Origin of the sequence: Azovibrio sp., assembly GCF_049658005.1 — a bacterium.
GTDB lineage: Bacteria > Pseudomonadota > Gammaproteobacteria > Burkholderiales > Rhodocyclaceae > Azovibrio.
Genome location: NZ_JBASOH010000038.1, coordinates 20,414 through 34,526 on the forward strand (window position 1 = coordinate 20,414; position 14,113 = coordinate 34,526).

Annotated in this window: 13 protein-coding genes; 3 read left to right on the forward strand and 10 right to left on the reverse strand. The window is 65.3% G+C overall.

What is annotated here, in order from left to right; all coding sequences use genetic code 11:
• Positions 1-14: 14 nt before the first annotated feature.
• The 4 genes from WBH99_RS03870 to can all read right to left on the reverse strand — a co-directional run bounded on the left by WBH99_RS03870 (position 15) and on the right by can (position 3,574).
• Entirely contained in the window at positions 15-590 is a 576-nt protein-coding gene (locus tag WBH99_RS03870) for a BREX protein BrxB domain-containing protein (protein WP_424218801.1), read from the reverse strand.
• Complete coding sequence (locus tag WBH99_RS03875) at positions 571-1,359, reverse strand: DUF1819 family protein (RefSeq protein WP_424218802.1); 789 nt, start codon at positions 1,357-1,359, stop codon at positions 571-573. Before WBH99_RS03875 ends, WBH99_RS03870 begins: the two co-directional genes overlap by 20 nt.
• 2 nt (positions 1,360-1,361) lie before the next feature.
• Complete coding sequence (locus tag WBH99_RS03880; RefSeq protein WP_424218803.1) at positions 1,362-1,862, reverse strand: BrxE family protein; 501 nt, start codon at positions 1,860-1,862, stop codon at positions 1,362-1,364.
• Between the two features lie 368 nt (positions 1,863-2,230).
• Positions 2,231-3,574 carry a carbonate dehydratase gene (gene can, locus WBH99_RS03885; protein ID WP_424218804.1) on the reverse strand — a complete coding sequence of 448 codons (1,344 nt, stop codon included), beginning with the start codon at positions 3,572-3,574 and terminating at the stop codon, positions 2,231-2,233.
• Positions 3,575-3,583: 9 nt separating this feature from the next.
• On the opposite strand from can, the gene WBH99_RS03890 reads away from it, so the two are divergent.
• On the forward strand, positions 3,584-4,315 hold the full coding sequence (locus WBH99_RS03890; protein WP_424218805.1) for a hypothetical protein: 732 nt from the start codon (positions 3,584-3,586) through the stop codon (positions 4,313-4,315).
• A 67-nt stretch (positions 4,316-4,382) separates the two neighbouring features.
• On the opposite strand, the gene WBH99_RS03895 is transcribed toward WBH99_RS03890, so the two are convergent.
• On the reverse strand, positions 4,383-5,534 hold the full coding sequence (locus WBH99_RS03895) for a methyltransferase (protein WP_424218806.1): 1,152 nt from the start codon (positions 5,532-5,534) through the stop codon (positions 4,383-4,385).
• Positions 5,535-5,780: 246 nt separating this feature from the next.
• Positions 5,781-6,926, reverse strand: a complete 1,146-nt coding sequence (locus tag WBH99_RS03900) for a DNA polymerase Y family protein (RefSeq protein ID WP_424218807.1) — start codon at positions 6,924-6,926, stop codon at positions 5,781-5,783.
• Positions 6,927-7,189: 263 nt separating this feature from the next.
• Here WBH99_RS03900 and WBH99_RS03905 point away from each other — a divergent pair, with 263 nt between their 5' ends.
• Both WBH99_RS03905 and WBH99_RS03910 read left to right on the forward strand, forming a co-directional pair.
• A complete protein-coding gene (locus WBH99_RS03905) occupies positions 7,190-8,815 on the forward strand; it encodes an ATP-binding protein (RefSeq protein WP_424218808.1) in 1,626 nt (541 codons plus the stop codon).
• Positions 8,816-8,822: 7 nt separating this feature from the next.
• On the forward strand, positions 8,823-9,566 hold the full coding sequence (locus tag WBH99_RS03910) for a response regulator transcription factor (protein WP_424218809.1): 744 nt from the start codon (positions 8,823-8,825) through the stop codon (positions 9,564-9,566).
• A 133-nt stretch (positions 9,567-9,699) separates the two neighbouring features.
• Here WBH99_RS03910 and selD read toward each other — a convergent pair whose 3' ends face one another.
• From selD to WBH99_RS03930, 4 genes are all read right to left on the reverse strand, one after another.
• Complete coding sequence (gene selD / locus WBH99_RS03915) at positions 9,700-10,650, reverse strand: selenide, water dikinase SelD (protein ID WP_424218810.1); 951 nt, start codon at positions 10,648-10,650, stop codon at positions 9,700-9,702.
• Complete coding sequence (locus tag WBH99_RS03920) at positions 10,637-10,843, reverse strand: heavy-metal-associated domain-containing protein (RefSeq protein WP_424218811.1); 207 nt, start codon at positions 10,841-10,843, stop codon at positions 10,637-10,639. The genes selD and WBH99_RS03920 overlap by 14 nt, the downstream gene beginning before the upstream one ends.
• A 94-nt stretch (positions 10,844-10,937) precedes the next feature.
• Positions 10,938-13,388 (reverse strand): heavy metal translocating P-type ATPase, encoded by a 2,451-nt coding sequence (locus tag WBH99_RS03925; protein WP_424218812.1) that lies wholly within the window; start codon positions 13,386-13,388, stop codon positions 10,938-10,940.
• 33 nt (positions 13,389-13,421) lie between these two features.
• Positions 13,422-14,093 (reverse strand): sulfite exporter TauE/SafE family protein, encoded by a 672-nt coding sequence (locus WBH99_RS03930; protein WP_424218813.1) that lies wholly within the window; start codon positions 14,091-14,093, stop codon positions 13,422-13,424.
• Positions 14,094-14,113: the final 20 nt, after the last annotated feature.

Below are 14,113 nucleotides of genomic sequence, written 5' to 3' on the forward strand. Positions count from 1 at the left end.
GTTCTTTTGTCTATTCAGCCGCCGACGTGGACGGAGCGGTAATTGCCGTCTTCTGGATAAAAGCCGAGAAACTTCAGGCGCGTCTTGCCGGTTCGCACGCCGGGGTACAGAAAAATCGTCGGCACATGAAACTTGCCCTGGAGCTGGCTTTCGATGGCGCCGATGCGCATGAAAGGATGCAGTGCCTCGAGGTCGGTGACCAAGAGTAGCGCGCTCTGCCGGCCTTCGAGCGGCTGCAAGGCCGCCTCCAGCCGCTTCAACAGGCCGTCATCCGCCGTCAGGATATCCGCCAGCGCCTGGTTGGTGCGCGGCCAATCCAGGGGCGCGGCCTTGTCTTCCATCACGCAGAGCGGCCACAAGGGGTCCTCCTTGAGCAGCGCCCAGACCTGCTCGGTGATGGAGAAGGTGTGCACGTCCCAGCCTTCCTGGTGGAGTTTGGCCACCCAGGCAGGCGTTTGCCGCTTGACCTCGAGGATCTGCTCCGGCGGAAAGACGAGGTAGTAGATCGGCTCGAAGCTCGCATGACCGAGCTCACGCCCGTGCCGGATGCGCTCGCGCAATTCGTCGAAATCAGCTTTGAGTGAGGACATCGCAAAGCGCCTCCATGTCTTGTTGTTTCCAGCTGATGCGGATCACGTCGCCAGCCGCCTGGACGATGAGCAACCCCTTCAGCGCGAGTCGTTTGATTTCCTCCAGCACGTCTTCGCGCGCCAGGCCGAAGAGCTGCCAGTCTGCGTGGATCAGCAAAGCGTTGTCACCGACGCCGGAAAAATGCAGATCGTAGGCCAAGTAGGCGGCTACGGCTGGTGAAATACGGAATGGCAGGATGCGGCGGCTCGAACGCAAACCGCGCTCAAGCATTCCGTAGTCGGCGCAGCACCCGGTCAGGTAGGCGGAGACGCGCCGCACTGTCGTCTCAGACCAGCGTTTAACTGTCTTGCCGTCATCGATGCCTCGCTCGACAAAGGCACGGGCGTCTTCATTGGTGATCTGTGTGTATCCACCGGCGTATCGAGCCCAGTAAACGTGGCGCACGAAGTCACCAAGAATGGGATTGGCGCGGCTCGTGAAAACCAGCATGAGCTGCGTCAGATCAACAGTGGAAATTGTTGCCGACAGGCGCTTGAGGTGAGCAGCCGGTGTACCGCCATTGACCAGATAGCGCGGGGCAAAGCATTCAACGACGATGTTGCGGAGCCGGCGTGCCGTGACGGTGGGGAATCGACCCGACTCCAGCGCGACCTGATGCAACTGGTTCGCCGACATGCCGGGCGACCACAGCTCGAGCAACGTCTTGGTCTCGTTGACGAGTCCAAGGCCTGCTTGTAACTGTGTCGTGTAGGGCTTGTTGTCGGCCACGATCAACCCACCAGATATGGATATGTTTTGGCGTCCTGCGTGAACGCCGATAGATAGGCTGCCGCGATGGCGTTCAGGGTGTCGGTGGAATCAATATCCTTGATGCTTCCGACCGCCGTTGGACCCACGCTGGACGCGCCGCCTGTAGCGGCCAATCGCTGCAACGCATCCAGCGCCGCCTCTTTGCCTGGTGGCGTCAGGCTGGCGAGCTCCTCCCCTACGCTGCTTTGCACGATCGCATGCAGGTTTTGCTCGACTTCTTCGGGCAACCGGAACAGGTGGTAGCTACCCACGCTCAGATGCTCGTCGTGCAATCGCCTGGCTGCTTCCAGCACACCGTGGTACTGAGCAAGGCGAGATGTTTTCGAGAAGACCGGCTCCAAAAAGGGCTTGCTGGCTGCCTCATGGAATGCCGTTGGCCACCAGGCGCACTGCGCCCGTTCGCCGAGGAAGCCGATGAGGAGCCTCATTTGCAGTAAGGTGGGTAGGTAGGATTCTTTCATCTCGATTCTCGTCATTCGTTTTGTTCTACCGATGCCTCCGGCTCCGGCAGGGGTGGCCATCGTTCAATCACATTCCGCGCCTGTCCGGGCCGCATCCAAGCGGCACCTACCCCGGGGCGCGGTCGATCGGGGACCAAAGGCCCGGACATGCCAGCACACGCCGGTATCCACCCGTGCAGAGGGCACGATGGTCCGTCCGGACGCAGCACTACTCATCGAGTGGTGGCGGATGGCGACTGGCCGCCTGGCGTGGATCGCCCGGCAGACCGGGGCCAGCACATCCAGCAAGGTAACCGTATGCACAACAAATTCAGGGCACACCCGGCCCTGATCGGGGGAAGACACCTGGCCGCCGCTCCGGATCTTCATCAGGACAGGGCGCCGAGGGCGGCGGTGTAACGGGGCAGCAGGTCTTCCGGACCCTTTACGGTCATGCCCAGGTCGCGCACCAGGCCGTCCTTGAGACCGTAGATCCAGCTATGCACGGTGAGGGGCTGGCCCCGCTTCCAGGCATCCTGGACCACATAGGTCTGGCAGACATTGGTGGCCTGTTCCAGGGCGTTGAGTTCGCAGAGCCGGTCGTGGCGCCGCGCCTCGGGCAGGCTGTCCACCTCGTCCAGGTGCTTCTGGTGCACGTCCTGGACGTGCCGCAACCAGATATCCACCAGCCCGGCCCGCTCCTTGTTGAGCGCCGCCTTGACGCCGCCGCAGCCGTAGTGGCCCACCACCATGATGTGCTTGACCTTGAGCACATCCACGGCAAACTGGATCACCGACAGGCAGTTGAGGTCGGTATGCACCACGACGTTGGCGACGTTACGGTGCACGAACACTTCGCCGGGCAACAGACCGACGATCTGGTTGGCAGGCACGCGCGAATCGGAACAGCCGATCCACAGGTATTCCGGGCTCTGCAGCCGGGAGAGCTTGTCGAAATAGCCCGGGTCGATGGCCTGCATCTGGCGCGACCAGGCCCGGTTGAAGTCGAACAGGTGAAACAGATTCTCGTTGCGCACCTCTTCCTCGGACCAGTTTTCCAGATCGAGGGAGAGGAACATGGTGCCCTCGACCGGGGAATGGTAATAGGCCGGGGCTTCCTGGAACCCCAGTTCCCGGTAGAGTTTCACCGCCATGCGCATGGCAGGCAGGGTATCGAGCATGATGCGCCGGTAGCCTAGTTCCCTGGCGGCGCGGATGGCGGCCAGGGCCAGTTGGGTGCCGATTCCCAGGCCCCGCTCCTCGGGGCTCACATAGAGGCGCTTCATTTCGCACATGCCGTCGGAGAAGGGGCGGATGCCGACACAGCCGGCCGGCCGGCCGTCTACCTGGGCAAAGAACAGGCGGCCCTGGGGGGCGCCGTAGGCACCGGGCAGGGAGGCCATCTCCTGGTCGAAGTTCTGGTAGGAAAGATCCACCCCCAGCCAGGCCGCGTAATTGCGAAAGAACTGGCGCACATGCTCGATGGCGGGATCTTCTTTGGAACGGATGATTTGCAGCTGGATGCCCATGCGTTTCCCTTTGTTTTGGCCGGCCGGGCAAAGATGCCGGACCGGGCCGGTTGCCGTGATTCCTTTTTTGCGCCCGCAAGGATACGTTGAAGCCGGGGCCCTCGGCCAGTCCTGGCCCGACGGCCGCCCGGGCTCGCCCGTCCCATGCCGGGATTTTCCGGGGTCGCGCCCCTTCCTGTGGCAAAATGCAAGGCTTTTCCGCATCCCGCCGCCATGAAAACCGTCCTCCTCGTCATCGGCCTGGTGCTGCTGGCCTTGATCCTCCCCTTTTTCCTGCCCTCGCCGGCCTCCGACGGCAAGGGGGACCCGGACAGCAACCTGCCCTGGCAGATCCAGCTAGATGACCAGGGCAACAGCCGCGTCTTCGGTTTGACCCCCGGGCGCAGCACCCTGGCCCAAGTACGCCAGCGCCTGGGTAACGATATGGACATCGCCATCGTCGCCGGCCCCGGTGAAGTGGGCGATCTGGAGGCTTATTACACCCAGGTTCCCCTGGGTTTTGTGCTGGCCCGCCTGATCCTCACGGCCGACCTGAGCCCGGATGCCATCACCGCCATGCGCGAACGGGCCCTCAAGGCCGAACGCATGGAAAGCAGCACCCGGAAGATCACCCTGCACCCGGACGATCTGGCCGCAGTGGAAAATACCCCGATCCGGGCTTTCAGCCTGATTCCCAACGTGAATCTGGATGAAGCCACGATCATCCAGCGCTTTGGCCAGCCGGTGGAGCGGATTGCCGTGGGCGCCAACCTGACCCATTTCCTCTACCCCCGCCTGGGCCTGGACGTGGTGCTCGACCGCAAAGGCAAGGAATTGCTGCAGTATGTGGCGCCGCGCGATTTCGAGACCCGCATCCGCGCCCCGCTGCGGGCGGCCCAGGCCAAAGCGGTAGCCGACGCGGCCGCCAAAGAGGCTGAGGAAACGGCCAGAAAACCGGCCAATTAAGAACCGGCCAAAGAACCGGCCAAATAAAGAACCGGCCAAATAAAAAAACGGCTAAATAAAGGACCGGCTAAAGAGTCGCCAGCCGCCAAAGAGAGGTCAGCTCCGCCGCCCGCGCCCGGTGCAGGGGATCGTCCGGGTCGCTCGCCTTGGGATGGCGGGGGCGGATGTCGTGCTTGCCTCGCACCTCGAGCCCGGCGGCGGCGATCCAGCCCAGCAGTTCCTCCCGCCGGCGCAGGCCCAGGTGTTCGGCCAGGTCGGAAATGATCAGCCAGCCCTCCCCGCCCGGCTCGAGATGCTCGGCCAGGCCGGCAAGAAAACCCTTCAGCATGCGGCTGTCCGGGTCATAGACCGCGGCTTCGAGGGGAGAACTGGGCCGGGCCGGGAGCCAAGGCGGGTTAGAGACGATCAGCCCCGCCCGCCCCGGAGGAAACAGGTCGGCTGCAAGCAGTTCCACCCGTTCTGCCACCCCCAGCCGCTCCAGATTCTCGTGCGCGCAGGCCAGGGCCCGCGGGCTCGTGTCCGTGGCCACTACTTTCGCCACGCCTCGTCTGGCCAGCAGGGCGGCCAGCACCCCGGTGCCGGTGCCGATGTCGAACGCCACCTGGCATTCCGGCAGCGGCGCCGCCGCCACCAGATCGAGATACTCGCCCCGCAGAGGTGAATAGACGCCGTAGTGGGGATGAATGCGGGCGCCGCCCAGGGCAGCAATTTCCACCCCTTTCTTGCGCCACTCGTGTGCGCTGATGAGGCCCAGCAGCTCGCGCAGGGAGATCACGAAGGCGCCCCGCTCCGGACCCAACACGGCAGCGCAGGCTTCGCCCACCTCCGGCGCCCGGCGTAGCGGAATCCGGTAGCCGGCCTCGACCTGAATCAGCAGCTGGCCCAAAAGCCGGGCGCGCTGCGACTGGGCCAGGCGATGCCGGTGGAAGACCTCCCGGGACGCCAGCTCGGCCTCGGCCTTGCCGCCCGCTTTGCCAGCCTTACCGGGTTTCCTGTCCACCCGCCGGCCCAGGGCCTGGAGCAGTTGCCGGGCGTTGTGGAAATCCCCGCGCCAAAGGAGGGCCGTGCCTTGGGTGACGAGCCGGTAGGCGGCGTCGGCGCTCAGCGTGTCGTCTGCCGGCCGCACGTTCTTTGGCGGCGGCAGGCCGGCTTCGGACTGCCAGGGGGCGCTCAGGGTCTGGCCGGCTTCAAGCCAGAAAATCAGGGGGGCATCATTCATGGGGCAATTCCTCTTCGGTCATCCCTGGCAAAAACCCTGTTGGCCGCAACTTGCGGACAGGGCGGTCCAGCGCAGCGCATACCCGAGGAAGATGCGCTGCGCCAACAGGGAGAAGCCAACATGCGCAAACGCAATGCCAAGGCCACTCCGGTCCAATGGAGATTCGCTCTTCCAAGCTGCCCGACGCAAGCTCGCCTGCATTTGCCTGCATTTGCCTGCATATTTCCTCGCGTTGCAATGTGGCGGCTAGAACGGCAGCTTGCCCTGGGGCTCATCCTGGGCGGCCTCGGCCGTCACCGGCACCAGGGCCCCGCAACGCACGCCCAGCAGGCGAATCCGCTTCTCCAGGGGCACCCGCTTCAGGCACTCCCCTGCCGCCCGCCGTATCACCGCCGCATCCCCTACCGCCACGGGCAGGGTCACGTCCCGGGTCACTGCCTGGAAATCACCGTAGCGCAGCTTGATGCCGATGGTGCGGCTCAGATAGCCCTTCCTGGCCAAGTCCGCCGCCACCCGCTCGCACAGGGCCGTGAACTGGCGCGACAGTTCGGGGCGATCCTGACGCACGTGCAGATCCCGCTCGAAGGTGGTTTCCCGGCTGATGGATTTGGGTTCCCGGCTCGTCACCACCGGGCTATCGTCCACCCCGTTGGCCGCCCGGCGCAGCCAGGCCCCGGTGCCGGCGCCGAAGTGGCGCACCAGGAAATCCTCCGGCGTGGCCGCCAGGGCGCCAATGCTGCCGATGCCCAGCCGCTCCAGCCGGGCCGCCGCCTTGGGGCCGATGCCGTTGATCTTCTTGGGCGCCAGGGGCCAGATGCGGCCGGGAATATCCGCCGCCTCGAGCAAGGTGATGCCGTCGGGTTTGTCCAGGTCGGAGCAGATCTTGGCCAGCAGCTTGTTGGGGGCCACGCCCACCGAACAGCTCAGCCCCGTGGCTTCCAGCACCGCTGCCTTGAGCCGTTGCACCAGGGGCAAGGTGGCCTCCGCGTGGTCGGTGAGGTCGATATAAATCTCGTCGATGCCCCGGTCCTCGATGATGGGAGCGATGGCCGCCACGGCCGCCTTGAAACGGTATGAATAAGCCCGGTAGGCATCGAACTGGGCCGGCAGCAGAATCGCCTCCGGTGCCAGTTGGGCCGACTTCATCAACCCCATGCCGGAAAACACCCCCAAGGCCCGGGCCTCGTAGGTGGAGGTGGTCACCACCCCCCGCCCGGCGTAATCCTTCAGGCGGGCAAAGCGCCGGCTCACATCGGCCAGGGTCTCCGGCGCAGGCACCCGGGCCCCGCCCACCACCACCGCCTGCCCCTTCAGCTCGGGATAAAAACGCAACTCCACGGAAGCAAAAAAGGCGTCCATGTCCAGGTGAGCGATGCGGCGATTGCTGTTCATATGTACAGTATATGGCAGCTTGGCATAGCGGGGAAAGCAGGCCCGCCCTGCCCGCCCTGCATTCGCCATCAGCCCTTCTTCCGTCGCTTCGAGCCTGAACAAAAGCGCCGTCGCTGCCAAAGTTCCACCGTTCCACCTCCTTGCATCCGCCGGGAGGTGCATATTCTGTCCACCTTCCTGTTCTGTCCACCTTCCTCTTTGTCATCGATCGGGGCTTGGCAAACCGGGGGCGACCCTCCAGGGGCTGCTAGAATTGCGATTCCATGTCTGCAACCCCCACATCCCTCCGGGAAGCCGAACTGCTCGCCAGCGTGGCGCGTCTGAACCAGGAACTGGAACACACCCGCGCTCAATTGCAGGAGGCCCGAGGTGCCAACGACAGCATCACCGCCGCCCTCTCGCGCAGCGAGGAACGGCTACGCCTGATCACCGACACCATCCCGGCCCAGATCAGCTATTTCGACAAGAACCAGATCTACCGCTATGCCAACCGGGGCTATTCCGACTGGTTCGGGCTGCCGGAATCGGAAGTGATCGGCTCCCCGATTGCCAAGGTGATCGGGGAAAAGGGCTACAACTCGGTCAAACACTACATTGCCCGGGCCCTGTCCGGAGAAACCATTACCCACGAATACAGCATGCGCCAGAAAGGCAAGCGGGTGAATGCCCGCAGCACCATGGTCCCGGAAATGGGGCCGGACGGGGTACCCGTGGGTTGCTTCGTGTTCTCCTTCGACATCACCGAGGTAAAACGGATGCAGGCGGCCCTGGCCCAGGCCCAGAAGATGGAAGCCATCGGCCAGCTCACCGGAGGCGTAGCCCACGACTTCAACAATCTGCTCACCATCATCATCGGCAACCTCTCCACCTTGAAGGAGAGAAACCCGGGCCGGAACGAAACCGCGGAACTGGCCGAACCCGCACTCCAGGCCGCCCGCCGTGGCGCCCAGCTGGTCCGCAGCCTGCTCTCGTTCTCGCGCCAGCAGCCCCTGAAGCCGGTCGCCGTCAATGTGGGCGAACTGGTGGCGGATCTGGAGACCCTGATCCGCCGCTCCCTGCCTGCCTCCATCCAGTTCAGCACCCGCCTGCCCGCTCATCCCCTGTACTCCCGGGTGGACCCGGGCCAGCTGGAAAGCGCCCTGCTCAACTTTGCCCTCAATGCCCGGGATGCCATGCCCGAAGGGGGACGACTGGTCATGCGGGTCCGCCCCGGCGTCCTGGACGAGACCCGGGCCGAAGAGCACCAACTCCCCGCCGGCCCCTATGTGCTGATCGAAGTCTCGGACACAGGCTGCGGCATGGACGAAGCCACCCGCAGCAAGGTGTTCGAACCCTTCTTCACCACCAAGGGCTTTGGCCAGGGCAGCGGCCTGGGGCTCTCCATGGTTTACGGTTTCGCCCGCCAGTCCGGTGGTTGCGTCAGCGTCAGCAGCAAACCCGGAAAAGGCAGCACCTTCACCCTGCTGCTGCCCCCTGCCCCACCGGGCAGCCTGGAGGAAGCCTTGCCTGAAGAACAGGCCCCGGCAACCGCCGCCCCGGGTGCCCTGGTCCTGCTGGTGGAGGATGAGCCGGATGTGCGCCGGGTCGTGCGCAACCTGCTTCTGGACCTGGGCTACCCGGTGCTGGAGGCGGAAAACGGCAACCAGGCCGCAGAAATCCTCTCCCAGGTCCAGGACATCACCGTACTGCTCACCGATATCATCATGCCCGGTGGCATGAATGGCAGGGAGCTGGCCCGTCTGGCCCAGCAGGAACGGCCCGAACTGCATGTGGTCCTGATGAGCGGCTATGAGGAACAGGCGGCCCTGAGCCAGGCCGATCCCTCCCACCTGCGCCTGCTCGGCAAACCCTTTTCAAAGCGGGAACTGGCCCGCGCCCTGCAATCCTGAGAAGCCCATGAAACCGATGCCCTCCTCCCTCATTTTCATCGTCGAGGACGACCGGGATGTTGCACGGACCATGGAACTGGCCCTGCAAAGCTTTTCCTTCACCACCCAGTGCTGCCGCAACGGGGCGGAGCTGATGCGCCGCCTGCGCACCCAGACTCCGGATCTGTGCATCATCGACCTGGGCCTGCCCGACATGGACGGCATGAACGTCATGCAGCATGTGCGCAGCATCAGTGACTGCGGCATCTTGATCGTGAGCGGACGCACACATGTCAGCGACCGGGTCATGGGCCTGGAACTGGGCGCCGACGACTACATGGTCAAGCCCTTCGAGGCCCGGGAACTGGTGGCCCGCATCCGCAGCATCCTGCGCCGGCGCCAGATCCCGGACCTGTCCAGCCGCCAGCCCAAACCCCCGGTGGCGGAGTTTTCCGGCTGGCACTTCAATCCGGCCAACAACACCCTGAAGGCGCCGGACGGGATGGAGCAGGTGCTCAGCACCGCCGAGGCGGACCTGCTGCGCATCTTCCTGGCCAATCCCAACCGCATCTTGCAGCGGGAACAGCTGCTGGGCAACCGCGAGCAGGCCCCCACCGACCGCAGCATCGACGCCCGGGTTTCCCGCCTGCGGCGCAAACTCGATTGCGAAGGACAGAACAAGGAAATCATCAAGACGGTCTATGGTGCCGGCTACCTGTTCCTCTCCAGCGTCCTCTGGCAAACCGGCACGGAGCCTGACCCCAAGTCCTGACCCCAAGTCCTGACGATTGTCGTTACGCAGTCCCCACCGGACCGGCAGCCCGGATTCGCAAGGAAGACGGATCTCCCATTTACGGGTCCCGCTCCCTTCGACGGGCCGGTTTCAAGCCCCGGCCTTTTTCATTTCAGGCCAGCAGCAACCTTTCCGGCCCCGCGGGCACTACCTGACCGATCACCGACGCATGGATGAAGCCTTGCTGCAGGAAGATGGACAGGACTTCCGTCACGGTTTCTCCGGAGCAGATCACGGCCAGGCCGCCGTTAAACTGCGGGTCCCTCAACAGGGATTGAGCCTGCTGCCGCAGTTCCAGCCCGTTCAGCAGGTCCCGGACCCGGGTCATCGTGGGAATGGCCGCCACCTCCAGGCGCAGGGAAGTTCCGGCCTGCTCCAATTCCTGCAAGGCGCCCAGCAAGCCCTGCCGCCCCACTTCCAGGATCTGATGCACCCCATCCAGACAATCCAGGGCAGGCCCCGGGCTGTTGGGCTGGGCCGCCAGCGCCATCCACTCCTGCAAATCCTGGGGATGGAGTTCGCCCCGGGCCCGGGCAGCCTGATAGAGGCCCTGCCCCAGGGGTTTACCCAGGATCAGCCGGTCCCCCAGCCGCGGCAGGCTGCCATGGGCCAGATTGCGTGGATTGATCTGCCCCAGGGCCAGCAGACCGCAGGACAAGGTGGGGGTCACCTGGACGTGGATGCCGGCAAGCGCCACCCCGGTGTCCTGGCAACAATGGGAAATACCCGCTTTCAGCGCCAGCAGCATGTGGCTGGGAATATCGGGCTCGGGCAGATCGAGCAGCGCCAGGGCCGCCACGGGTCTGGCTCCGGCGGCATAGAGCCCGCCCAGAGCCTGGGCTGCCGCGATGCGCCCAAAAGCAAAAGGCTCCGAAAAGGGAGGCTGACAGGAACGCAGCGTGAATTTCAGGGCCAGGTTTTCAGGCCGGGTATAAACGCCGGCTTGGGGATCACGGGCCACCGCATCGAGAAAATCGGGAGGCGCCCATTCAGGCCCCAGCCGGGACAGCAGCGCCAGCAAATCCTCCTGGCTCAGGAGCGGCGCGGGATCAGGCCGCGTCAAAGCCGGCCTCTTCAATGACCGAACAAAGGTGAGCCCGGCTCAGTTTCTGGCTATCAAAGCTGACCCGGGCCTCGCCGGCCTCCAGGGAAACCTGCACCTGTCCGACGCCCTCCAGGGCCGTGAGCAGGCCGGTGATCGTCTTGACGCAACCTTGGCAACTCATGCCACCTACCTTGATGATCGTGTTTTCCACTCAGGGCTCCTGTTGCAAAAAAATTTGTTTTCCGGCTGCCGGCAGTTTTTTCCGGACCTTTTCCGGACCTTTCCCGGACCTTTCCCGAGGCCCTTCATCGACGCGGCCGCCAGGACTTGAGGCGCAGGGAATTGCTGACCACGGAGACGGAAGACAGGGCCATCGCCGCCCCGGCCAGCACCGGATTGAGAAAGCCCAGGGCGGCCAGGGGAATCCCCAGGACATTGTAGATAAAGGCAAAGAAAAGGTTCTGACGGATCTTGTTCAAGGTGGCATGGGAAAGATCCAGGGCATCGGCCAGGGCCTGCAGGTCGTTGCGCATCAAGGTCACGTCGGCGGTCTTGATGGCGGCATCGGAACCCGCGCCCATGGCAAAACTCACATCCGCCGCCGCCAGGGCCGGGGCGTCATTGATGCCGTCCCCCACCATGCCCACCTGCACGCCTTTTTGCTTCAATTCCAGCACGGCCCGGACCTTGCCTTCGGGCAGGATGCCGGCCTGGAATTCCTCGATGCCCGCCTGCCGGGCAATGGCCCGGGCGGTGCGCGGGTTGTCCCCGGTCAGCATCACCGGGCGCACCCCCTTCTCGATCAGGCGCGCGATGGCGGCCGGGGTGCTGGGCCGCAAGGGATCGGCGATGGCGATCAAACCCAGGAGCCGGGGCGTCTCCCCTGCCTCGGCCAGTGCCACCACGGTCTTGCCCTCTTCTTGCAGCCGGGTGATCTCAAGGTACTGCTCAGAGTGCTGTTCAGGGTACTGCTCAGGGTGCTGCTCGGGGTGCTGCACAGAGTGCCCAGGGTGGGTTTCTTCGGCATTCCCCAGGACCCAGGCCGGGGCGCCCAGGCGCAAGACACGTTCCCCGACCCGCCCGCTCACGCCGCAGCCGGGGTGGGCCTCGAAATCGCTGGCCGCGCTCACCCCCGCGGCTTCCGGCTCGGTCAGGATGGCCCGGGCCAGAGGATGTTCGGAGCCCTGCTCCAGGGCGGCGGCGAGCGCCAGGATCTCCGCCCGCTCGGCCGCGAGCGGCAGCACATCCGTTACCCGGGGCTGCCCCAGGGTCAGGGTGCCGGTCTTGTCGAGGGCCAGGACCTGAACCCGCTCCGCCCGCTCCAGAGCCTGTGCATTACGGATCAGGATGCCGGCCCGGGCGCCCTCGCCCGTGCCCACCATGATCGCCGTGGGGGTGGCGAGACCCAGGGCGCAGGGACAGGCGATCACCAGCACCGCCACCGCATTCACCAGGGCCGTGGCCAGGTCGCCGCCCAAGCCCCACCAGGCCAGGAAGGTGAGAAGGGCGATGCCGCACACCACCGGCACGAAGATGGCGGCCACCCGGTCGGCGAGGCGCTGCACCGGGGCCTTCGAGCCCTGCGCCTCGGCCACCAGGCGGATGATGCCGGCCAGCAGGGTCTGCTCCCCCACCCCGGTCGCCTGGCAGCGCAACCTGCCGGCACCGTTGTGGGTGGCGGCATACACCGGGTCGCCGGCTTTCTTGTTCACCGGCATGCTCTCGCCGGTGAGCATGGCTTCATCCACCGCCGACGCGCCTTCGAGCACCCGGCCATCCACCGGCACCGCCTCGCCGGAGCGCACCACGAACACATCCCCGGGCATCAGGCGCTCTACCGGCACTTCGAGGAGCTGTCCGTCTTGCTCGATGCGGGCCGTGCGGGGCTGCAGGCGGATCAGGGACTCGATCGCCTCCGAGGTGCGCGCCTTGGCCCGGGCTTCGAGCAGCTTGCCGAGCAGCACCAGGGTGATGACCGCCGCGCTGGCTTCGAAATACACATGAAGATGGTCCAGCCCGGCCAGGGTGACCACGGCGGAAAAGCCCCAGGCCATGGAGGTGCCCAGGGCCACCAGCACGTCCATGTTGGCGCCGCCGCCCCGCAGGGCCTTCCAGGCGCCGTCGTAGAAGCGCCAGCCGATCCAGAACTGCACCGGGGTCGCCAGCAAAAGTTGCAGCCCGCGCGGCAATTCGGGATGGCCATGCTCCCCCTGCCCGCCGAACATCAAGAACATCTGGCCCAAGAGGGGCAGGGTCAGCAGGGCGGCGATCCAGAAGCGCCGAAATTCGGCTCGGTAGGCGGCTTCCTTGCCCGCCTTTTCCGCCTCGAAGGATTGACCTTCGAGGCGGGTGGCGGTGAATCCGGCCCGCTCGATGGCGGCCAGCACCTGCGCCTCATCGGCCAGCCCCGGCTGCCAGCGCACCTTGGCCCGTGCGCTGGCCAGATTGACCGTGGCCTGAACCCCGGGCAACTTGTTGAGCACCTTCTCGATCCGGGTCGCGCAGGCGGCGCAGCTCATGCCGCCAATGGCCAGATCCAGGGTCTGGGGCCGCACCTGGAAACCCGCCTTCTCGATCGCCGCCACGACCTGAGCGGCGTCGGTTTCCCCGGTCTTCAAGACGACACCGGCCTTCTCGCTGGCGAAATTGACGCTCGCCTCCACGCCGGGCAGCTTGTTCAGTACCTTCTCGATCCGGGCGGCGCAGGCCGCGCAGCTCATGCCGGCAAGGGGAAGTTCCAGTCGTTTCTCGGTCATGGGGGTCCTGTCAGGGGGGTCCAGTCAGCTTGCTCACACGTTTTGCGCCAATCCCAGCGCGCCATAAAGGCCATAGAGGCCGTAAGCCAGAATCAGGAAACCTGCGAGGGCCCGGACCAGGGGCTTTTGCACCCACTTCCGGAAACGGGCCAGCAGCAGGCCCGCCAGCAGCAGGTTGGGCAGGGTGCCAAGGCCAAAGGCCAGCATCAGCAGGGCGCCCTTCCCCGCCGATCCGGCGCCCAGGGCGGTGGCCAGGGCGCTGTACACCAGGCCGCAGGGCAGCCAGCCCCACAGCAAGCCCAGGGGAAAGGCCCGGGCCACGGTCCGGGCGGGCAAAAAGCGCTTCCCTAGGGGTTGCAGGCGATGCCACAGGCGTTGTCCCAGTTGTTCGGTTAATGCCAGGGCCCGGGTCACGCCGAGCAGGTAGAAGCCCAGGGCCACCAGCATCAGGTTGGCGAATAGCATTAAGACCAGGCGCAGGGGCAATTGTTCCGAGAGGGCCATGCTGCCGGCCCCCAGCGCCCCCACGATGGCCCCGGCCAGGGCGTAGGAAAGGATGCGGCCAAGGTTATAGGCCAGATGCAGGGAGAGACGCGGCGGGCCGCCCAGGGACAGGGCGCCGACGATGCCGCCGCACATGCCGACGCAGTGGGTGCCACCCAGCAGGCCGACCAGGAACAGGGCCAGAAATACCGATTCAGGCATGAAAGATGAACCTCGTTGAT

Bases quoted from the DNA above. Each gene is read 5' to 3' on its own strand.
- WBH99_RS03925 (WP_424218812.1), bottom strand. From the start codon at position 13,388: ATGACCGAGAAACGACTGGAACTTCCCCTTGCCGGCATGAGCTGCGCG.
- WBH99_RS03895 (WP_424218806.1), bottom strand. From the start codon at position 5,534: ATGAATGATGCCCCCCTGATTTTCTGGCTTGAAGCCGGCCAGACCCTG.
- WBH99_RS03880 (WP_424218803.1), bottom strand. From the start codon at position 1,862: ATGAAAGAATCCTACCTACCCACCTTACTGCAAATGAGGCTCCTCATC.
- WBH99_RS03905 (WP_424218808.1), top strand. From the start codon at position 7,190: ATGTCTGCAACCCCCACATCCCTCCGGGAAGCCGAACTGCTCGCCAGC.
- WBH99_RS03900 (WP_424218807.1), bottom strand. From the start codon at position 6,926: ATGAACAGCAATCGCCGCATCGCTCACCTGGACATGGACGCCTTTTTT.
- can (WP_424218804.1), bottom strand. From the start codon at position 3,574: ATGCGGAAAAGCCTTGCATTTTGCCACAGGAAGGGGCGCGACCCCGGA.
- WBH99_RS03870 (WP_424218801.1), bottom strand. From the start codon at position 590: ATGTCCTCACTCAAAGCTGATTTCGACGAATTGCGCGAGCGCATCCGG.
- WBH99_RS03930 (WP_424218813.1), bottom strand. From the start codon at position 14,093: ATGCCTGAATCGGTATTTCTGGCCCTGTTCCTGGTCGGCCTGCTGGGT.
- WBH99_RS03910 (WP_424218809.1), top strand. From the start codon at position 8,823: ATGAAACCGATGCCCTCCTCCCTCATTTTCATCGTCGAGGACGACCGG.
- WBH99_RS03890 (WP_424218805.1), top strand. From the start codon at position 3,584: ATGAAAACCGTCCTCCTCGTCATCGGCCTGGTGCTGCTGGCCTTGATC.